Origin of the sequence: Pseudomonas matsuisoli (assembly GCF_014647635.1) — a bacterium.
Taxonomy (GTDB): domain Bacteria; phylum Pseudomonadota; class Gammaproteobacteria; order Pseudomonadales; family Pseudomonadaceae; genus Pseudomonas_P; species Pseudomonas_P matsuisoli.
Genome location: NZ_BMPO01000002.1, coordinates 434,000 through 455,098, shown reverse-complemented (window position 1 = coordinate 455,098; position 21,099 = coordinate 434,000). Strand labels below are relative to the sequence as shown.

The 21,099-nt window shown below is 54.1% G+C and carries 19 protein-coding genes; 10 read left to right on the top strand and 9 right to left on the bottom strand.

Annotated features, from left to right (window positions below; all coding sequences use genetic code 11):
* Window positions 1–389 precede the first annotated feature (389 nt).
* The 4 genes from IEY47_RS05495 to IEY47_RS05480 all read right to left on the bottom strand — a co-directional run bounded on the left by IEY47_RS05495 (window position 390) and on the right by IEY47_RS05480 (window position 4,154).
* Entirely contained in the window at window positions 390–1,181 is a 792-nt protein-coding gene (locus IEY47_RS05495) for a DUF5677 domain-containing protein (RefSeq protein WP_188982146.1), read from the bottom strand.
* A gap of 66 nt (window positions 1,182–1,247) precedes the next feature.
* On the bottom strand, window positions 1,248–1,934 hold the full coding sequence (locus tag IEY47_RS05490; RefSeq protein ID WP_188982145.1) for a hypothetical protein: 687 nt from the start codon (window positions 1,932–1,934) through the stop codon (window positions 1,248–1,250).
* Window positions 1,931–3,103, bottom strand: coding sequence for a hypothetical protein (locus IEY47_RS05485; RefSeq protein WP_188982144.1), 1,173 nt, complete (start codon window positions 3,101–3,103; stop codon window positions 1,931–1,933). The genes IEY47_RS05490 and IEY47_RS05485 overlap by 4 nt, the downstream gene beginning before the upstream one ends.
* 7 nt (window positions 3,104–3,110) lie before the next feature.
* On the bottom strand, window positions 3,111–4,154 hold the full coding sequence (locus tag IEY47_RS05480) for a PD-(D/E)XK nuclease domain-containing protein (protein WP_188982143.1): 1,044 nt from the start codon (window positions 4,152–4,154) through the stop codon (window positions 3,111–3,113).
* Window positions 4,155–4,589: 435 nt separating this feature from the next.
* On the opposite strand from IEY47_RS05480, the gene IEY47_RS05475 reads away from it, so the two are divergent.
* On the top strand, window positions 4,590–5,909 hold the full coding sequence (locus IEY47_RS05475) for a tetratricopeptide repeat protein (RefSeq protein ID WP_188982142.1): 1,320 nt from the start codon (window positions 4,590–4,592) through the stop codon (window positions 5,907–5,909).
* Between the two features lie 552 nt (window positions 5,910–6,461).
* Here IEY47_RS05475 and IEY47_RS05470 read toward each other — a convergent pair.
* From IEY47_RS05470 to IEY47_RS05460, 3 genes are all read right to left on the bottom strand, one after another.
* Window positions 6,462–7,793 carry a CitMHS family transporter gene (locus IEY47_RS05470; protein ID WP_188982141.1) on the bottom strand — a complete coding sequence of 444 codons (1,332 nt, stop codon included), beginning with the start codon at window positions 7,791–7,793 and terminating at the stop codon, window positions 6,462–6,464.
* Between the two features lie 109 nt (window positions 7,794–7,902).
* Window positions 7,903–8,646, bottom strand: a complete 744-nt coding sequence (phbB, locus tag IEY47_RS05465) for an acetoacetyl-CoA reductase (protein WP_188982140.1) — start codon at window positions 8,644–8,646, stop codon at window positions 7,903–7,905.
* A 358-nt stretch (window positions 8,647–9,004) separates the two neighbouring features.
* On the bottom strand, window positions 9,005–9,670 hold the full coding sequence (locus IEY47_RS05460; protein WP_188982139.1) for an aspartate/glutamate racemase family protein: 666 nt from the start codon (window positions 9,668–9,670) through the stop codon (window positions 9,005–9,007).
* 189 nt (window positions 9,671–9,859) lie between these two features.
* On the opposite strand from IEY47_RS05460, the gene IEY47_RS05455 reads away from it, so the two are divergent.
* Entirely contained in the window at window positions 9,860–10,789 is a 930-nt protein-coding gene (locus IEY47_RS05455; RefSeq protein WP_188982138.1) for a GntR family transcriptional regulator, read from the top strand.
* On the opposite strand, the gene rraA is transcribed toward IEY47_RS05455, so the two are convergent.
* Window positions 10,786–11,265, bottom strand: a complete 480-nt coding sequence (gene rraA, locus IEY47_RS05450) for a ribonuclease E activity regulator RraA (RefSeq protein ID WP_188982137.1) — start codon at window positions 11,263–11,265, stop codon at window positions 10,786–10,788. The genes IEY47_RS05455 and rraA overlap by 4 nt on opposite strands.
* A gap of 227 nt (window positions 11,266–11,492) precedes the next feature.
* Here rraA and IEY47_RS05445 point away from each other — a divergent pair, with 227 nt between their 5' ends.
* The 7 genes from IEY47_RS05445 (at window position 11,493) to IEY47_RS05415 (ending at window position 18,138) form a co-directional block, all read left to right on the top strand.
* Entirely contained in the window at window positions 11,493–12,563 is a 1,071-nt protein-coding gene (locus IEY47_RS05445) for an isocitrate/isopropylmalate dehydrogenase family protein (RefSeq protein WP_188982136.1), read from the top strand.
* Window positions 12,564–12,678: 115 nt separating this feature from the next.
* A complete protein-coding gene (otnK, locus tag IEY47_RS05440) occupies window positions 12,679–13,947 on the top strand; it encodes a 3-oxo-tetronate kinase (protein WP_188982135.1) in 1,269 nt (422 codons plus the stop codon).
* Complete coding sequence (otnC, locus tag IEY47_RS05435; RefSeq protein ID WP_188982134.1) at window positions 13,944–14,579, top strand: 3-oxo-tetronate 4-phosphate decarboxylase; 636 nt, start codon at window positions 13,944–13,946, stop codon at window positions 14,577–14,579. Before otnK ends, otnC begins: the two co-directional genes overlap by 4 nt.
* 15 nt (window positions 14,580–14,594) lie before the next feature.
* Window positions 14,595–15,491 carry a LysR family transcriptional regulator gene (locus IEY47_RS05430; RefSeq protein ID WP_188982133.1) on the top strand — a complete coding sequence of 299 codons (897 nt, stop codon included), beginning with the start codon at window positions 14,595–14,597 and terminating at the stop codon, window positions 15,489–15,491.
* 152 nt (window positions 15,492–15,643) lie between these two features.
* Window positions 15,644–16,003 (top strand): beta-propeller fold lactonase family protein, encoded by a 360-nt coding sequence (locus tag IEY47_RS20710; RefSeq protein WP_188982132.1) that lies wholly within the window; start codon window positions 15,644–15,646, stop codon window positions 16,001–16,003.
* Window positions 16,003–17,052 (top strand): AbrB family transcriptional regulator, encoded by a 1,050-nt coding sequence (locus tag IEY47_RS05420; RefSeq protein WP_188982131.1) that lies wholly within the window; start codon window positions 16,003–16,005, stop codon window positions 17,050–17,052. The genes IEY47_RS20710 and IEY47_RS05420 overlap by 1 nt, the downstream gene beginning before the upstream one ends.
* Window positions 17,053–17,079: 27 nt before the next feature.
* Window positions 17,080–18,138 carry an Ldh family oxidoreductase gene (locus tag IEY47_RS05415; protein ID WP_188982130.1) on the top strand — a complete coding sequence of 353 codons (1,059 nt, stop codon included), beginning with the start codon at window positions 17,080–17,082 and terminating at the stop codon, window positions 18,136–18,138.
* A 75-nt stretch (window positions 18,139–18,213) separates the two neighbouring features.
* Here the strand turns inward: IEY47_RS05415 and IEY47_RS05410 are convergent, their stop codons facing one another.
* Entirely contained in the window at window positions 18,214–19,125 is a 912-nt protein-coding gene (locus IEY47_RS05410; protein WP_188982129.1) for a GntR family transcriptional regulator, read from the bottom strand.
* A gap of 464 nt (window positions 19,126–19,589) precedes the next feature.
* Here IEY47_RS05410 and pyk point away from each other — a divergent pair, with 464 nt between their 5' ends.
* Complete coding sequence (pyk, locus tag IEY47_RS05405) at window positions 19,590–21,038, top strand: pyruvate kinase (protein WP_188982128.1); 1,449 nt, start codon at window positions 19,590–19,592, stop codon at window positions 21,036–21,038.
* Window positions 21,039–21,099: the final 61 nt, after the last annotated feature.

Below are 21,099 nucleotides of genomic sequence, written 5' to 3'. Positions count from 1 at the left end.
CGCCATCGGCCAGTTGCCGCCCCGGCCACGAAGCGGAGCATCCTCGATGAGCTGCCTACTGGATTCACTCCGCGAGGGCGAATCAATGACTACAACGGGTAATAGCTGGCGAGTTATATGCCAAGACCTTGGAGATGGCAGTGGAGACGTCGTGGTCGAGCTTCCGCCCAAGTTACTTGAGGAACTCGGGTGGTCTCTTGGGTAATAAGTTGTCAGTCGCAGCAGGAGAAGAATGCATCTGACTTAAGGTCAAACAGCGTCTAGGTCGCATATTCTTAGCATTCAGGGCAATGACGATGCGGTTGACTGCATCGTTTCATGCTGGCTGCAAACTGGCGGTGACTACGGGCAGAAACTGGCCGACTCCTGCCTATCACCAAAGGGCTGCTCTAGGTCTTTTTCTGATCGTAAACATGATCCATATGTTCGGCTTTGAAGTGCCATAATTCTGCAGTAGTCTTCGCAGGCGAGGTAGCAAGTATTTCAGCTGCCGGAGGAAATGTAGACGCGTATAGATGGACGAAGTGAGCCATTATGTGGATGCAAATTTGAACTCCTGACCGCCCGAGTCTCTCTTGGTCTTCATAGCTTTGAGCCTGGCCGATTTGCATCGCACTTATGTAGTTGCTATGTGAGTAGCCGCAGAGGTGGCCATACATGTTGTCAAAGTACGCTTTGTGGAACCCCGCTTTCATTGCTTCGCTGCCCCATGACCAGCCAACTCTCCAGTTACCTTTCTTCAGTTCTTTAATTTCCTTCGCAGAGTAAGCACTCAATAAAGGTGATGCCTCAATAACCTCAAACAGCTCGGCCATCTGCGTCTTTGCACTCGCTTGTTTGGTGCGTCCTTCGTCTGTGGAGGTTGTCAGGCTCACTCGATCTGCGAGCCCCGCGTACTGCCAAAGGGCGTGTCGGAATTTAGCCTGTTCAGGCGGGCTGCTAAATATCCAGTGCAAGACCAAAAAGTTTTCGATTGCTGCGCGAGTCAGGATGAACATTGAGCTTTGATCTATGAAGCCAACTTCTTTTCCTGTGGTGCTCTGAAATATACAACCTTCAGCTAAGCTTATAGTCGAACAGAGTTGCTTGAAGAGTTTTACCGAAAGGGTCTGGATATCATTTAACCACTCCATGCCCGGTGTTATAGGACTCTCTGCCCTCGCATCGATCATGGCAGCCATGAGCTCAATTAGTTCGTGAAAATCACTCTCCAGACTTCTAATGTATGTAGTCATACCCCCACGCACTTATCGAATCAGCAGCGCGGTAAGCAGGTGGAGGTGCTCCTCGTCATCCAGCGATATAGCTATGGAACCAGACCTGGACATCTCAACCTGGACGGGCTTGGAATCGTATTGGTAGACAATTTTGATTTTGTCGATCGGTGCAGCCCGCCCACCTGTGATCTCCAATAACTTCGTCATCGCGTTGCCGGTGGAAGTAATGTCGACGCGGTAGCTGCTTTCAATGTCAAAGGTTACCGCCCCGGATACAATTCGCTTGGCCATCACCCTCGTGAAGCGCTTGTCAGCTTTAAGCTGCTGATAAACCGAGGAGATGTCCGGCTTCACGATCTCTAGTGCGAAATTCGTCCCCGTGGCGGCACGGATTAGCTCCACGAACGGTTTCAGATCTTTGGCAGGCGAACCCATGCAAATCGAAAATCGATCCGACCCAAGCGCCTCGATCACCATATCGAAGCTGATGAACATCGAGTAACTCGATTCAACGGTCTCACCCAGAGGGTTTGTGAACGACTGGGTGATGTCCCGCTGCTCGTGGTACCGGAATGTGGCTTGGTCGTCTAGGATCTCGATCGGCTCGACACCCACGCGATTATGGTCGTTGAACGGCTGCTGTCGAAGCCCACGCACAAGGGTCTGAAAGTCGATGCGAGCGGTCAGAACCCAGAGTTTCAGCCGCTTTGACTTCATGTCGTCAAGCTCCTTTCGATGTCATCCAGGGTCTTCTGCGCCGCCTCTTCCACTCGGATTTTGAGCTTCTGCTCAAACACAGGCTCGGCACGTACGGGGTTCTTGGCGTGCTTTCCATTGTGGTAGTTGTAGACGCCTTTAACGATGTAGGAAAAATCGCAGTACTTGGCTTGGTTGCCAAACTGTGCCTCGAATTGAACGATCTCCGATCCCGCAAGTTTTTCGCGAGCTGTCCATCGAATTTTCCACAGATAAAACCCGTGGCCCTCAAGCTCCATGAGCTGTTTTGACTCCAAAACGCCTTTGCCTTTCAGCGACGCCTTGTCGATGCGAATGATCTTGTGACTCCTGGCTTCGGGCTGCGGCTTCGCCAGTTCAGCTGTAGGATCGCCGTCCTCTCCCTCCTCGCCATCATCACCAAAATCGACTTCAATCGAATCCTCGATTACCAACGCCTCATCACTGAGATCCAAGTCATCATCATCTCGGTCTTTAGGGTTGAACGTGGAAACGTCAACCACATCCACCACTTCCATATCCTTGAGGTTACGGATCAGGCTGCGAAGGAAATTCGTCCTGATGCCCGCGTCCGAGATCGCCTCCAAGGAAATGGTTCGAGTGGCCACATCCTGGTCAGTGGCAATCTCGATCTGGGAAAAAAGTTGATCCGAGATGTCCTTGAACTTGTCGTTCATAGGGCCTGTGATCTTCCAATCATTGCCTTGCTTCTCAATGATCACTTCTGCCGTTTTCTCAACCACCTGGCGAAACTCCGCCTGGCTTAGATCAAGCTTCTGGTATTTGACGGTGAGTTTGAGTTGATCACCGTGGATGGCAACCTCAGCTTGCTCGTGCTGGTCATCAATCAACCACTCCTTGACGGAGTTAAGGGCGTCAGCCAGCTTTTCTTTGGGAACAGCGGAGGTGACGACCACATTAGTAGTTTTCTCACGGCTGTCACGACCACCCACCAAGAGCGATAGGTTCCGATAGTCGTAGTAATCGTGAAACAAGGCGCTGAAGCGATTGGCCAGGAATTTTTTGTCCGACTCATTCGAGATCACGATCCCCCTTGAGAGGAAGACCTTCCTGAGCTCAGCGCTCGTCAGGCTCCGCTGCGTAAGCGCGTCGAAAATCGCCTTGTCGGATGCAAAGTACAAACTACCCATTCTCATATCAGCCTCGCTCCCATCCAATCGCTTCAGGCTTATAGTTCGGGATCGCGTGATTCACGATCTCCAGCTCGATCGCCTGCAGTTTCCGTTTGCGATTTTCGTCTTCGCCCCATTCAGTCACATAGCTGTTGATGGCAGCATTGAAGTTGCTGAGGATGCTGGGGTGATGGTAGCGATTGGCAACCCTAATCCGGATCTTCAAGTCCTTATTGGCATTAAGAATCTGAAATCTGGACAGCGCATCGAAGAGATACCTGAACTCGATCTCGGAGCTACCGTCGCGACGGTAATAAATCAGATAACCTTCGCTATACGTTTCGGCCAGCGACTTGGCTTTCTCGCAGTAAGAGATCACTTCTTTGTGGTGAATGATCATATATGGTGAGGCGATAAGTTCGGCGGTGGCCGCACGCTCCCAGTATTCGCCGCTGGCCTTGTGCAAAACCAGGTCAGGGTAATAGAAGGTGTAGTTGTCCTTCGGGAATGTCCCCTTCGCCCTGAGGGCATTCACATCGACTTGCAGTGTGTTCAGGAAATTGATCAAGGAAGGTTCAACGATATGAACCTGCTGACCGTCCTTGATGTGCAGGTTCTCGCCCTTGTAATCCTTGAAGTGATCGTAGAAATCCTTGTCGTACTCGTCATCGTGATTGAAGACAAACAGCATCCCACGCACTTCGTACTTCTCGCGCTTGGCCAGGAGGTAGCGCGTCTGCCACTCCCCCGAAGAACGGGCACAGTCGATGGTTTTACCTAGGGACTTCAAGGCCTTCTTGATCGAGTCCATGGTGATCGAACCCACCGCATAACTCTTCAAATCAGTATGAAGATAGACAGCCTTGTTCAGGTAAGGGTCTGCGTATTTGAACACCACGTCAGTGGGATGAGTGTGCTCAGACTTCTTCAAGGGAGCATGCGTTTCCGGCTTCACACAGACGAAATTGAGGTTCGCAGGCCCCTCTCTCTTCCAACGGAAGAAACTGAAGATGTCATTGGAAACGAGCTCAGCAAGCCTCGCAATTTTTTCTGTTTCACCGCCTGACATGGTCGCTCCTGTTACCAAATGAATGCGCAGGAGCGGTACCGGCAAGGAAACATTGGCCCGAGCCGTGGAAGTGCGACCTGCAGTGAATACGGCCTCATGCCAGTACAAAGTACCGCAAAATCCCGCGCCCGGTCATTAGGTCGTGAATGATTACCACGCGTCACGTGCTGCGCTGGCAGTTCAAAGACGTCACCGCAGTCACTGGATCGAACTACCAGCGCATACACAACCCGCTACACCAGCCAATAGTGACAGCTGTCCGCTCTTGGCCGATTGCTGCCTGCTACCGCTCAGACGCTGCCGTATGAGCGGCACTCATGCCTATTAAAAGATCTTTCTCTTGTGCGTTGTGCAGTGGGAGCGCTTTGATAGGTAACTCTATATCCTGGACGTGCTCCGAACGTCTACCCGTTCCTACAAAGAGCCTTAGATCCAATGGCCTTCACCGATCAACGCGACCTCGCGATTTCCACCATATCTACTAATGCGGCGGAGCTTTACAACACAGGCATAGATCTACTGTTGTCACTTTGGCCTGGTGCCGATCAAACGCTCGACCTAGCGATCAATGCAGATCCAAACTTTGCATTGGCTCATGCCGCTAAAGCGCGGTTGTATGCGATAGGCGCACGGCCATCTGAGGCGAAGGTATCCATTGCTCATGCTAAAGACTTGGTAATGCGATATGGCGATGCCCGTGAGCGTAGCCATGTTGAAACGCTATGGTTTGCAATCAATGGCCTATCAGACAAAGCTTTGGATCACGCGCTCGCGCATGTAAACAAATGGCCACGCGACGTGCTGATATTCGGTTTGCCGCTTGGAGCTTTCGGGCTCTTCGCATTCTCCGGAATGAGCGACCATGACCACGCTAGAGTGGAACTATGTGAGCGGTATTCGCGCCATTTTTCGGAGGATGATTGGTGGTTTCTTACATACCGTGGCTGGTCTCATACTGAAAATGGCAGCCTTTCCATCGGTAGAGAGAAAACTCAGCGCGCGCTTGAACTTAGAAAGGAAAACGCCAATGCTGCCCATGCTTTGGCGCATACTTTTTACGAATGCGGCGCTAGCTCAGAGGCAGAAGAACTCATTGCCAGTTGGCTGCCAAGCTACGATCGTAGCGGCATCCTGCACGGGCATATTGCGTGGCACGGCGCGCTTACGGCGTTAGAGCAAGGCGACGCGCTATCCGCGCTTAGGTACTACGATCGTTATGTTTCCCCAGCGGTATCCAACGGAACGCCGGTCAATATCATCAGCGATAGTGCTTCGTTCTTATGGCGGTTTCAGGCGTACGGCAATGAGGTTATGCCAGCGCTATGGCAGGAGGCCGCTGATTACGCCTCGGCCTATTTTCAGCAGCCGGGATTTCCATTTGCGGATTTTCATATGTCCCTGATCGCGTCTCATACGGGGGCTGGGGACTCGGTAGAAACACGCGTCGCAGGGCTTTCGGAAATGGTGCAAAGAGATGCGCTTCCCGCTGGCGCAGTCGTCCCAGCCTTGTGTCTGGCAGCCCAGGCATTCTCCTCTGGTGACTACCACACGTGTATGGACGTACTGGAACCCCATATTGGAGAGGTCGTACGCATTGGCGGTAGCGGCGCCCAGCGTGAAATTGTAGAAGACATGCTTTTGATTTCATACCTCAGAACTGATGAGATTGACAAATCAAAACTGTTATTGAACGCACGACTTCACCGTCGGCCGTCCACTCGTGACACACGATGGTTAAGCGACTTGCAAGTTTAAAAGTGCGGGTCTGCACTGCTGAACGAGAATTGACGTATAGGTCGCTAGGCTTCGCTCAACTTCGGTTGCGGCTCGGATGTGACTAGTTGTGTGTCGAAAAATAGGCATTTGCGACCCATGGTCATTCCGCAATTTGAGACATGACATATCTACCCTATTGCTGTAGGCGGCAGCTTTTGGCGGTGTCTGCCAGTTGCCATCCTGCAGGAGTCGGCCAAAAGCAGCCACGCCAAGAAACGATATTTATTTTCGAGATAGTCTTCCACAGACCTGATCTAACGATCGTGCGGGTCCTGAATAGTCTTACGGTCTATGTAGTTCGAGGTCATCTTCCTTAGCGGGCATGCTCCAAGCGACAAGCGCCCGCAGTCGATGCAGGAACTCAGCGTATCGCTGAGCTGGCAAGGATTGGATACGGCTGTTTAGATCTGTTTCTCAGCGCCGGAACAACTTATCCAGTCTTCAGCAGTTGGCGCTCGATCCGCTAGGTCGAAAATTGATATCACAGACCAGAAAAGCGGCCTATCGGCCGCTTTCGCTAGCTGAAACTAGTTACCCTGCCTTGAAAGGGAATAGGCCGAACGCCATGGTCAATCCCATGATCAAGAAGCTAAGGGCAAATGCCCATTTCAGCGTGTATTTTTGGTGATCGCTGAATTCCACGCCTGCCAAACCGCAAAGCAGATAGGTGGATGCCACCAGTGGGCTAAGCAAATGAACAGGTTGGCCGATCATTGACGCACGGCCTATCTCGGCATGAGTGATGCCATAAGCTTCTGCTGCTTTCGCGAGCACAGGCAAAACGCCGTAGTAGAAGGCGTCATTTGACATGAAGAACGTGCCTGGGATGCTGGCTAATGCGGTGATGGGCGCTAGGTAGGGTCCCCATGTGTCAGGAAGTGCATTCAAAAAGCTCGCGGACATGGCATTGACCATGCCTGTGCCGGAAAGAATGCCTGCAAGGATACCCGCCGCTAGGAAAATGGCGATCTGGTTCAGTGCAGTTGGCGCGTGTGCCGAGATACGGCGACGCTGATCAGGCATGTGTGGGTAATTGATCACAAGCGCGATCGAGAACGCGACCATGAAAAGAATCGAAAGCGGAAGGACCTCCATAACCAGACAGGTCATAAGGCCTAGTGTGAGTGCCGCGTTCAGCCAGAACAATTTCGGACGACGCAACTCCGCGTTCTCTTCGGAAAGTGCCGGGTTGGAATCAGCGTCATCGTCTGCGAAGTGAGTTGCCGCAGCTCCCACCGAAAGATGCAGGGTTCCCAAACGCTGGCGCTCACGAATGCCGATGTAGAACGCCAGACCCAGCACACCCACGAACGCGATGATCATAGATGGGATCAAAGGCAAAAACAGCTCGGACGTCTCGACCTGTAATGATGCTGCCGCCCTGGCCAATGGACCGCCCCATGGCAGAAGGTTCGTTACGCTTGCGGCAAGAATAACCACGCATGTGAGTGCCAGTGGATCCATACGCAGTCGTTTAAAAAGTGGAAGCATGGCGGTCACAGTGATCATGTATGTCGTCGACCCGTCGCCGTCTAACGAGACCATCCCCGCAAGCAACGCCGCGAACACCACTGCTTTCATTGGATCGCCACCAATGAGCCGGACGAAAGTCCGGATGATTGGGTCGAATAGCCCCGTATCGAACATGACCCCAAAGTAAAGGATCGCGAACATCACCATGATCGCCGTGGGCGCGACCTTGCGCAGCCCCTCGATCATCATGTCGCCCATGTCGGGGCCAAAACCCGCAATCAGAGCAAAGACAATTGGGACAGTGGTCATTGCCACCAAAGGAGACAAACGTTTCGTCATGATCAGTGCCATGAAGGTCACGATCATTCCGTATCCGAGGAGTGACAGCATCTGTATCACCTTGACTTAAAATACAATTGTTGTTGTGAGTGTCCCAGATGCAACCGCTGCGGCCGACAAATGATGCCGCCGCGGTAACGCTGTGGGTGGGGGGCGAGCTTCAGCTCATGTGCAGACCACCATTGATAGAGAAGTCTGCGCCATTGGCATAGCCCGATTCTTCGGAGGCAAGCCACGAGCATATCGCTGCGATTTCCTGAGGCGTTCCAAGCCGGCGAACAGGAATCTCATTGATGATCCGATCCATGACGTCTGTAGTCGTGATGGATTTCAATCTAGGCGTAGCGACATAACCAGGAGACACGGTGTTCACCGTTACGCCACGGGAACCCACCTCCCGGGCCAAAGCGCGAGTAAAGCCGCGAATCGCAGATTTGGCAGTGGAATAGTTCACCTGGCCGATTTGGCCACGGTGCGCATTGACGGACGAGATGTTGATTACGCGTCCCCAGCCTCCCGCCACCATGTCGTCGATGACTTGCTTCGTGACGTTGAATAAAGAGTTGAGGTTCGTATCAATGACGGTGGACCAATCACTAGGCTGCATGTCGCGGAATACCACGTTGCATGCCGTACCCGCGTTATTAACCAACACGTCGATGGGGCCTGTCTCTCGCTTGATGCGTTCGAATGCAGCTCGGCACGAATCCCAGTCAGCTACGTTCCCTTCGGCGGCAATGAAGTCGAACCCATTTTTCTTCTGCTCCGCCAACCACGCAGATTTACGTGGGGAGTCAGGGCCACACCCGGCCACTACCGTGAAACCGTCTTGGACAAGACGCTGACAAACCGCTGTACCAAGTCCACCCATGCCAGCAGTTACAAAGGCGATACGCTTACTCATTAATCACTCCTTTTTTGCTTTTTGTAAGGGAGTACTGCGGAAGGCTCTCAGCCAACCGCAGATCAATAAACGCCATGCCAAATTGTTTTGCAATCCTACGCAGTACAATTTCCTTTATGGAGAACGAATGTTTCTGCGCTAGGGATGCTCGGCTAGGTGCCCGTCCGCCTTTGCGACCGCCAAGTTCCCGCGATCTGTGTTCAGTTGGAATTCCGACATGCCGACCGAGAAGTTCCCGCACTTCTACGTTTGAACGTGCAATTTCTCCTATTGGAAACACAGCAAGCTTTCACTGCACGTACCGCGGTGTTATCAGGCACAAATTACTTACTGAAAAGCGTCGCACAAAAGCTAGATGTCAGTCGGAGATGAGGGCACGGCGCAACTTGAGTACAGCGCTGTCGGGGGTCGTAAGCAGGGGGCACGGCAGATTCTCTTGGGCGCCATCAGCTGCGGATGTCATAGAGAACTGAGCGAAGCAAGCTACATCGCCATTCTTTACCGTGGCCGCAGACTCTGCGATCAGGCGATCGTGCTCCTCGGGGCGCCCTTCTCTTAAAGCGCTCAACGCGCCGGCGATAGCTCTCGACTCGATTTCTACAGACTTTCCAAGAGAGGCAGCCGCCGCGTGAAACTCCTCAGCCATTGAACTGATCGAACGCTCGAACGTGGCCAAAAGAATGATTCTTTGCCCCGTTTCCAGCGCTTGCTCGATCATTGCCTCATTGGGTTTTAAAACAGGAATGGGAAGCGCCTTTTTGCAGGCCTCGATAGCGTCCCCAAACGCTGAGCATGTGAACATTATCCCGTCAGCTCCAGACGATTCGGCGTAACGCGCCAATGTCAGGAACCTTTCTTTCAGTGCGGGTGTAATTGACTTTGCACGCGCCAAATCGGACGACAAAGAATCATCTAGCACATTCGAAACCTCTGCTTCAGGCCACAGCCGAGCGAAAGCTTCGTTAATGGGCTGAATAGCAACTGGCGTCGCATGAATTAAAAATATCCGTCTGACTAGACTCATTTTTTCCTCGTTGGGCTTGCGGCTGACGAGCCGCGTTCAAGTGTGTGTTATGTTCCAGCAGGCGTAGTAACCCTGCTGAGAATGCGGGATAAGATTTGCAAACCGATGCATCTGCGCTGAAGCCACGCAGCGTGAACTCAACCGCCTCTCCAGGCGTTCAAATCCCAGATCTACACACGATAATTCGCGATGAAACCCAGAATAAAAAAGGATCTTGCCGAGCAATTGGCTCCTAAAATCATCGACATGGCGCGAGCGCGCTCCATGCTTGCCGGTGATCCTCTTCGTGAAGAGGCCTTTGCCAAAGAGCTTGGCGTATCGCGTTCGCCCATACGCCGGGGCTTCGGCCTGCTGGCCGAGCTGGGCTTGGCAACCAAGGAGCACAATCGCGGGTACTTCCTGACACGAGACGCACGTAGTATCGACGTTAGGAGCCTGCCGCTGGATGTCGATCCGTTCGAAGATTTTTATCTCCGGGTGGTTGACGATGTAGTTGCCGGTGATATCCGTTCGCCCTTCTTTGAAGCCGAGTTGCTGCGAAAGTACGAAGTACCCAGAGGCCAATTGATTAAAGTGCTCAACCGGCTCGGGCATGAAGCGATGATTGAGCGAAAGCCTGGCCAGGGATGGGTAATCAATAGCTTTTTGCACGACGCTGAAGCACACATCCAGAGCTATCGTTTCCGTATGGCCATCGAGCCTGCAGCGGTACTTGAGCCTACTTACCGCGTCGATAAAGTAGCGTTCGCGAAAGCTCGTCACTTGCAGCAGCAAATGCTTGACGGCGACATATTCAAAATCTCGCGATCCGAGATCTTCCAGATCGGTTCGCAACTGCATGAACTGATTGTGCGCTGCTCGGGCAACCCTTTTTTTCTTGAATCGATTCGCCGCCAAAACCAACTGCGACGCTTCATGGCTTATCGATCCAACGTCGACCGTCCGCGCCTCATAAGCCAGTGCGAAGAACATATTCAACTGCTGGACCTGATCGAAAGCGGTCACCGCGAGGAAGCGGCCGCGTTTCTGCGCAAGCACCTCGATGTCGTCAGCCGTCTCAAGACTGTGGGATTCGACACCGCGCTTGGCGACGAGCACGAGAATGCGGCCGTAGGCTAGGCGAGTGGCTTGTTAAGAATCACCACGCCGTCGTCGTCACCATAAAGCTGGTCGCCATCAATGACGGTTTGACCAGCGAACGTTAAAGCAATACCGACTTGCCCCTCGGAACGCTTGACGGACTTACGTGGAGAGGCACCTAGTGCCTTGATAGCGATTGGTAAACCGCGTAGCACAGCGGCGTCGCGAACGTACCCATAAATCAGCACCCCACCCCAGCCGTTCTTGACAAGATCCAGCGCAATGACGTCGCCAAGCAGTGCGCAACGGTCGCTGCCCCCGCCATCGACCACCAGAATACGTCCGTCGCCGGCCTCTGCACTCAACTCCTTAATACGCGAGTTATCCTCGAAACACTTGACCGTAACGGCACGGCCGGCCATGTCCGCCTTCCCGCCCAAATCCTTGAAAAGCGGGGCAAACACCTTCGCTTTATCACCAAACTCGTCGCAAAGGTCAGTGGTTTTCGTGGTCATGATGCCTCCAGATCGTTGTACGTTTCATCTGATAAAAGGTTGCAATAATTATACTTTAATGCATTAAAATGCAATCCGTCGACATGGCCGGGTCCCCTTAGCGGAATCCTCCTATGTCACGAAGCCGCTAAAACAGATAGGCAATATTGTACTCCGACACCACGGCATACATTATTGATCGTCACAGCGGTCAACCTCCAGCGAACAACAATGGTTAGGAGACAGTGATGCGTATTCTGGTTCTTCCCGGCGACGGTATCGGGCCCGAGATCGTCGAATCCTCGATGTCGGTATTGAACGCAGTAAATGAGAAGTTTGGTCTGGGGCTAAGCTTCGACTATGACGACGTCGGCTTCGCGAGCCTGGAAAAGTACGGCACCACACTACGTGACGAGGTACTGGAAAAAGCCAAAACTTACGACGGCATCATCCTTGGCACGCAGTCACACGCCGACTACCCAGTGCCGGAGAAAGGTGGTCGCAATGTCTCGGCAGGTTTCCGTATAGGTCTCGACCTGTACGCCAACGTGCGCCCTGCTCGCACCCGTCCTTTCTTGACTTCCAACATGAAGGAAGGCAAGTCCATGGACTTGGTGATCATGCGTGAGTGCACCGAAGGCTTCTATCCGGATCGAAACATGACTCGGGGCTGGGGTGAAGTCATGCCTACCCCTGACATGGCGTTGTCCACCCGTAAAATCACTCGCCATTGCAGCGAGCGTATCGCCCGCAGCGCTTTCGAACTTGCGCTCAAGCGTAAGAAGAAAGTCACTGCGATCCATAAGGCGAACAGCTTCCATATGACCGATGGGCTGTTCTTGGAGTGCGTTCGTAACGTCGCCAAGGACTTCCCAGAAGTACAGTTGGATGACCTGCTGGTCGATGCATCGACTGCCCACTTAGTGCGTAACCCAGAGCGCTTCGATGTTCTAGTTGCTACCAACTTCTACGGCGACATCATCAGCGACTTGGCAAGCGAGCTTTCAGGCAGCCTTGGCCTTGCAGGCTCCATGATGGCTAGCGGCGTGCATTGCTGCGCTCAGGCCCAACATGGTTCAGCCCCAGACATCGCAGGGCAGGACAAGGCCAACCCGGTATCGATGATCCTGTCCGTCGCGATGCTGCTGCATTGGATTGGCGAGCATCACAATCAGACTGCGTTCATTGACGCCGCCGCCGCCATGGACAAGGCCGTTGACACCGTCCTTGAAGTACCCGAGCAGCGCACCGCCGATCTGGGCGGAAAGCTGGGCTGCAAGGCCTTCGGTAAAGCGGTGGCGGACGTAATCGTCGGCTGATGCTTGTGGGCGGCATGACTCGCATGTCGCTCACTTCTCTCGTAATCGCGAACCAAGAACAACAGCCTTCCTTTCAACGAAAGACATCCTGAAAGTTAGGCATGAGGAGAGAGCTGTGTCCCAACTGTTGCTGGGCTGTATTGCGGACGATTTCACTGGCGGAACCGACCTAGCAAGCACCCTTGTTAGAGGCGGCATGCGAACCCTGCAAGTCATTGGCGTGCCTGATGGGCCAATTCCGACCGATGTCGATGCAATCGTCATCGCGCTAAAGACGCGAACCTTGCCAGCCGAACGCGCGATTCAGGAATCGGTTGCGGCATTGCAATGGTTGCAGGCAGCCAACTGTAGGCAGTTTTTTTTCAAATATTGTTCGACGTTCGACTCCACACCCCAGGGAAACATTGGCCCCGTCGCTGATGCCCTGATGCAGACCTTAGGCATTGACTTCGCCCTAGCCTGCCCTGCCTTCCCTGATAACCAGCGCACGGTATTCCAGGGATATCTATTCGTAGGTGATGTACTGCTGAGCGAGTCCGGCATGCGCCACCATCCTTTGACGCCAATGACCGATGCCAACCTGGTGCGTGTTCTTCAACAACAGACCAATCATCAAGTCGGACTGGTGCCCTATGCCGCTGTTTCCAAAGGTGCAGCCGCCGTGCGTGATGCGTTCACGGAGGCCAAGCAAACCGGCAAGCGCTATGTAATCGTCGACGCCATCCGCGATAGCGACCTTCACGTGATCGGGGAAGCAGCGGCGGACCATTCCTTAATCACCGGTGGTTCCGGCGTCGCGTTGGGCCTGCCCTCCAATTTCAAAAAGGCAGGCCTATTGGCGGATACGTTGTCTGCATCCGATTTGCCCGCAGTTGGTGGCCTGAGTGCCGTACTGTCAGGAAGCTGCTCAGTAGCCACCAACGGCCAGGTCGAGTACTGGCAACGCACTCGCCCGAGCTTTCAGCTCGATCCATTGCTGCTTGCCAAAGGCGAAGACCAAATCAACCAAGCGCTGCAATGGGCCGCTAAACATATTCAGCAAGGCCCCGTGCTCATTTACGGCAGCGCCCGTCCCGAGGCGGTAAAAGCCGCCCAGCAGCTTTTGGGCGTTGAGGCCGCCGGACAACTCATGGAACAAGCGTTGTCGAGAATCGCCGTGGGCCTCAATGAACTCGGTGTACGCCAATTCGTTATCGCAGGAGGCGAGACATCCGGCGCGGTAGTGAAGGCGCTCGGTATCGATGCCCTACGCATCGGCGCACCCATTGATCCAGGGGTACCGTGGACGGTCGGCCTGCGCGAGGAGCCCGTTGCACTTGCACTCAAGTCCGGCAACTTCGGCAGCGTGGATTTCTTCGAGAAAGCACTGGAGCAGGTTCAATGAGCGAGTCGAAGATCAGGGAGGAGATCGTTCTCCTCGGCAAATCGATGTATGACCGCGGACTGACTCATGGCGGTACGGGCAACATCAGCGTGCGCCTCGACGATGGCTGGCTGCTGACCCCAACAGGTTCGTCGCTGGGCCGCCTTGACCCTGGTCGGCTCTCCAAACTCGATTGGGATGGACGTCATATCAGCGGTGACAAACCCTCAAAGGAAGCAATGTTGCATCTTGCGATGTACGAGGAGCGCCCCACTAGCGGTGCAGTAGTACATCTGCATTCCACCCACTCGGTAGCGGTCTCCGTACTCGATGGATTGGATCCGGATGACTTGCTACCGGCGATCACCGCTTACTACGCCATGCGTGTTGGCAAACTCCCGCTGGTTCCTTATTACGCCCCGGGAGACCCAGACTTAGCCAAAGCCGTTCGCTCATTTTCTGGTAAGCATCACGCCATGCTCCTGGCGCACCATGGTCCTGTGGTAGCCGGTTCCGATCTGAATGCCGCAGTGGATGCCACTGAGGAATTGGAAGCGACCGCGCAGCTTTTCCTGCTCATCTTCCAGCACAAGTTCAAGACCCTGACGCCTGAGCAGATTGCCGAATTACAGCGCCGCTTTCCGCAACGGTAAGTAGGGAAGATCGTTATGCGGTACGACCTGTTGAGTCTGGAAGTCTTCATGGCAGTCGCAGAGCTAGGTAGCGTGACCAATGCAGCCAAGCGATCCCACCTCGCGACATCTGCGGTCAGCAAGCGCGTCAGTGAACTGGAAGAACGGGTCGGCTCACCGCTGTTCATACGTAACGCTCGAGGTATGGAGCTCACCCCTGCGGGGCAATCGTTGCGTCACTATGGCTATCAGCTCACCGACACACTCAAAAGAATGGATGAAGAGCTGAGCGAGTATGGCAGCGGTACCAAAGGCCATATACGCCTACATGCCATCACCTCCGCGCTTGCACAGCACCTGACCCTCGACATCGGCGACTTTCTCAACCGGTATCCCCAGATCAGGTTCGACATTGAAGAACGCACCGGCGCTGACGTGGTTCGCGCCGTGTCCAACGGTAAAGCGGATCTCGGCATTATCGCCGAGCAGACGCCGATGCTCGGCTTGGAAGTCGCGCCCTATCGATCGGATGATCTGGTTCTCGCTGTTGCCAGCGAACACCCTCTCGCATCAAGAAGCTCAGTGCGCTTCAGCGAAGCGCTGAATTACGAATTCATCGGCCCTCATGTCGACAGCTCCATGCACATTCTGCTTTTCGAGCAGGCAAAGAAAATTGGCGGCGTTGTCCGTCAGCGTATCCGCGCCAGCAGCTTCGAGTGCATGTGCAGAATGGCATCGATAAATCTGGGCCTATGCCTCATCCCAAGAGATGTGCTGCGAACCTACATCAAACAGTTTCGACTCAATGCCATCACGCTCGACGAAGCCTGGGCAGTGCGCAGGCTCGTCATCGTCTCGCGAAGTTTCGATGCAATCGCGCCAACTGCCAGAGCGTTCGTTAGCCACCTCTCGCCTCATCCGTTCGCGAGATGAGAATAGCCGTTGCCGAATGCTCAATATTCGGGAGCGAGCTTCCTACCTAGTATCGAATCGGAATTACTTGCGACGCCAGGCGCGCGAAACGCTAAAAGGCCACGATCATCAAGCGCTACGCAACAATCAAAATAAGCCCGTAGAGATGCTCAATGCTTGCTTACTTAGACAGCCGAATTACACGCGAGCGCAACGCCCGCCCTGCTGGCATAACTGCGCTAAAGATCAGGAAAAAAGCCGGCGCCCTGCGCCAGATCCAAATTCTTGGCCGTCTGACAAGTTCTGTCTTTCTGGCTATGAGCCACCGCGGTAATTTCTTTCTCCGCGCATGTGCTGACGAACGTCATGGCGAGGCATTTCAGGTAGCCCCCCGCTCTGCTGAAAGACTCCATCTCGGCTCGCCGTGTATAGAAGCCCCGAATCCAGCCTACTTAGCGATTAATCCGAACGGGAGCTTTGTTGTGGTCAGCAATCATTACGCAGGCTGCGTCGCAGTGTTGCAGGCGTCTTGATGATCGCTGGATTTAAAGACTTGGGTCGTTGGTGGGCCACCCCTTTCGTTGGGGTTGTGGGAGCTCTGTTCGCGAGCTATGCGAACTGGCCGCTCCCTTGGATCATCGGTTCGATGCTCGCGGTAATTATCGTTCGGTGCAGCGGCTGGCTAGTTGCCGAAATTCCCAATGGAAGGATCTCAGGGCAATGGATGATTGCCACGTCAATCGGCCTACATTTCACGCATCCAGTATTAGCGGAGATCGCCAATCATTTTTTGCTAATGCTCTTCGCTTCACTTTTGACGCTGATTCTGGCGCTCGGGGGCATCGCGATGATGCACCGGCAGGGTATGGACCTAACGACCGCCTACTTCGCATTCATGCCAGCAAACTTCGCGGAAATGATCCAGCTTGGTATTCGCCATAACGCGAACGTAAGCAGGATAGCGGCTGCGCACAGTATTCGACTCGTGCTTATCGTGCTTTGTGTACCACCCACTTTGTTTTTCACTACTCAGATTGCACCCGGCTCTGAGTACGTACGCCCTCCTACGGATTGGTACTGGCTGGCGCCAATGCTTGCAGGAGGATTCCTTACCGCATTGCTGTGGAAGCGCCTGCGCCTCCCCAATGCCTGGATGTTCGGCCCGATGGCGATCTGCGCCGCGATCACTGCCACCTTCGATCTAAACATGGCCCTGCCGGTTGAGCTAAGCCATTTCGGGCAATTGATGATCGGCTGCGCTCTCGGCAGTTTCTTTGATCGCGAGTTCTTTCGTGCATCGCCCAGCTACCTGGTAGAGGTCGCACTTTTCATACTGTGCATGATCGGCTTCACGTTCATTTTTGCGTGGGTAATCGGACAGGTGATTGACTTTCCTGTACTCACGCTGGCGCTGGGGATGATGCCTGGCAGTACCACCGAAATGTATTTGACCGCGGAAGCTCTGCACCTCGGGGCGGGTGTAGTGACGGCGATGCAGATCATGCGTCTGGTCGTGGTCATGCTTTGCGCAGAGCCCATTTACAACCGGTGGCGAAACGTAGCTGAACGCCGCACAGAATAATCACAACGATCGAAACGCGAGGTACTCATGACTACACCAACAACGGTGAATTCAACAGCCTTACAGTCTTTTGTCTCTGAGCTTTATCAAAGCCAGGGCGTACCACACGCCGATGCCCACGTAATGGCCGCCTCGCTGGTTCAAGCCGACCTCTGGGGACATCAGTCCCACGGTGTACTCCGAGCATCCTGGTACTTCGAACGCTTACGCACCCAGGTCATGCAAGCGGTGACCGAACCTATACATATCGTCGATCGCGAGTCAGTGATGGTGCTCGACGGCCAAGATGGCGTTGGCCAGGTACTGGCCGCGCTGGCGATGAACGAGGCCATCACCCGGGCCAAACGAAATGGCGTAGCGACCGTTACCGTGCGCAACGCCAACCACTTCGGCACCGTGATGTACTACACCAAGCTCGCCGCAGATGCTGGATGTGTCGCGTTCATGACATGCAATGGTGGCCCTGCCATGGCGCCATGGGGCGGTTATAGGGACAAGGTGGTGGGAACCAATCCATGGTCCATCGCCGCCCCGCTACGCGATAAGCCGCCCATGATTCTGGATATCGCTAATACCGGCGTAGCACGCGGCAAGATCTATCTTGCCAAACAGAAGCATGAGTCCATTCCCGAAGGGTGGGCCCTGAACGCGAGGGGTGAGCCCACGACTGATCCCGCTGACGCAATCGCTGGCATCATCCTGCCCATGGCCGGCCATAAAGGCTACGGCATAGGTGTGATGATGGACGTATTCGCCGGGGTTTTGTCTGGAAGCCGCTACCTTACTGACGTGAATGGCCCGTATCACTACGATCGAAAGAGCGGCGCCGGCTTCTTCATCACGGTTTACGATCTCGAAGCCTTCATGCCTGCAGATGAGTACTACGCACGCACGGATGACTTCCTGCAAAAGCTGAAGAACGTCCCGCTGGCACAAGGCGTAGAGAAGATCTACTACCCGGGTGAATTAGAAGCAGAACGAGATGAACTACATCGCAGCACTGGTCTTCAACTACCGGCGGATACTCTGACGGACCTTGAGCGCATCGCCGGGATTGCCGGGCTGAGCTCGAAACTACCGTTCTAAACCCGATGCACCTTGGCCTGCTTCCGATACCTTGCGCTGGTAGCAGGCTCTGCACTAAGGCGAGCGAACGCAGCGTCAATCACTGGACTTAGAGCCTTTCGTTCGCAGCTCCAGGATCGGCGACTTGCGCGCAAAAGACCCCGTTAGGTGCTGCTTCATGAGATGAGCAGCCTCAAGGTTCTTGCCCTGCTCCACCAGTTCGACCATCTGCAGGTGTTCACTGCACTGCTTGTAAAGGCGCTTGCGGTCGATCATGGATCGGTACTCGAGCAGCCGACGCATGTTGTTCATCTGTACCAGAATCATGTGATAGAGCGGATTGCCGGAAAGCTTGATCAACTCCTCGTGAAAACGGATTCCGGAACGCAGGAGGAAATCCGCAGGCAACGTGTCGATCCCTCCATCCAAAAGTTCCCGCTGCTCTGCCTTGAGCCGGCGCAATACCCCAAGGTCATATTGGTAGCTCGCCTCAAGCAACGCAGCAGGCTCAATCAACGCGCGGACATTGTAGATCTGTTCTAGCGTTTCCGGGGTCTTGGCAACGGCTAGCAAACGCCAGCCATACCCAGGTTTAGGTTCGGCCCAACCCACTTTCGCGGCACGGTTCAAGATGTCGACCACCTGGAACTTCGTCAGCCCGTACCGATCTCTCAGGAATTTCTCGGTGACGTCAGCGGGGATCGCATCATTAAGCCAGTCTTCAGATAGCCGGTAATACTCAGGAGGCTCCTCAAGTGAAGTGACCTCATCAATATGACCTACTGAAGTCTTGGACGACTCCCGCACGAAGAATCCGCGGTTCGGCACTTGCTCCAGATAGCCGCCTTCAGCCAGCTCCTGCAATGCCTCTCGGGCTGGAGAACGAGAAACATGAAAACTGTCGGCGACCTTTTGGGCACTCAAGTGCGCCCCGGCCTTGAGCTCTGCTACCTGAATTTTCTGCTTAATCTCAAAAACGATCCGCTGTACTAACGCGCTCGACGCCATATTCCCCGTTCGCTCGAGTGGAAGACTGGTCCAAAGAAAGCGGGATTCTACGTCAAAAGTGACATCCCGCCCGCATATCGCTGGGCACGCATGCCCTACCCCCGAACAAAAAGACTCGGCAGGCAGCTCTGAAAAACCTGCCAAGTCGAAACAGAACAAATCTCATGTGCTGCGCAGAGGAATATCGAGCTATTACGGCACGAGTATTCGCCATGTTTGAAAAGCGCCAAAACATATTGCACTTTAAAGCATCAATATGCCAATCTTATTCGCGGCTAAAAACACAGCTTTCTGGCTCGCATCGCTGGTCAAACCTACCTATTGCGTCACGAATAGAGCCACCATTGTGCTTTTGGCTAAGCCATACGCCAATGGGGGCTCATGGCTATTTACGCCTAAATATCCATTAAAACGCTATATGTCGGCCCATGCGTCACAAGGTTTTTCTTGAAGGAATTTGCGCCATGTATCGAAGAACAAAAATCGTCGCAACACTTGGGCCCGCTACCGAATCAGCGCATGCGATCGAAGAATTGGTAAAGGCCGGCGTCGATGTCGTGCGTTTGAATTTCTCGCACGGGCAAGCCGAGGAACACATCGCGCGAGCGAATACCGTGCGCGATATGGCACGGAAACATGGTCGCTACGTAGCCATTCTCGCAGACCTGCAAGGCCCTAAGATTCGAATTGCCCGGTTCGTACAGAACAAGGTCCAACTGCAAAAGGGACAGACCTTCGTTCTCGATGCAAGCCTTGATAAAAACGCTGGCACCGCTACCACTGTCGGCATCGACTACCAGGCGTTGGTTACTGACAGCCGAGTAGGCGATACCCTGCTGCTGGATGACGGACGCATCGAACTCAAGGTGGCCGAGGCACAGCCCCAACGCTTGATCTGTGAGGTCGTGGTCGGCGGCCCGTTATCCAACAACAAAGGCATCAATCGCAAAGGTGGCGGCCTTTCCGCGGCGGCGCTCACCGAAAAAGATCGCATGGACATCCTGACGGCCGCGCAGATGCAAGTGGACTACCTTGCCGTCTCATTTCCACGAGATGCCGCAGATATTCATCTTGCGAGAAAACTCCTATCGGATGCAGGCGGCGAAGCAGGATTGATCGCCAAGATCGAACGCGCCGAGACGGTAAACGACACCAAGATCCTGGATGAAATTATCGAAGCTTCTGAGGGTGTCATGGTCGCGCGCGGCGATCTCGGCGTGGAGATAGGCGATGCCGAACTCGTCGCGGTGCAAAAGCTCATCATCGAGCGCGCCCGTTCGCTCAATCGAGTTGTGATCACGGCGACGCAAATGATGGAGTCGATGATCACCCAATCACTGCCTACCCGCGCTGAAGTCTTCGATGTTGCCAACGCGGTATTGGACGGCACAGACGCCGTCATGCTTTCGGCCGAAACGGCTGCGGGGGACTATCCCGTTGAAGCGGTACAGGCTATGCAACGCGTGATCATTGGTGCAGAGAAGCACCCATTGGCCCACCGCTCGAAGCATCGGGTCTATGAAGTCTTCCACAGGATCGACGAAACCATCGCCCTTTCAGCCATGTACGCCGCTAATCACCTCGAAGGCGTGAAGGCGATCATCTGCATGACGGAGAGTGGCGACACACCGCGTTTGATGTCACGCATCCGTTCGCACCTCCCCATTTACGCCTTCTCTCGCAATCCACGTACGCAAAATCGCGTTGCCATGTACAGAGGCGTTCAAACGATCCCGTTCGACGCCGACCTCATCCTGAATGAGGAGGTGAACCGCCGCGCCGTAGAAGAGCTGGTTAGGCGCAATGTGGTCAGCGAAGGCGACCATGTATTGATCACCAAAGGCGACTACGCCAACGCCCAGGGTGGGACCAATACGTTGCGGGTCGTTCGTGTAGGTGCGGACATCCAATAGCTGAAATAAAGGGCGTCGCCACATGAAAATCGATGACTTTTCGCTCTCTCGCTTGAACTCA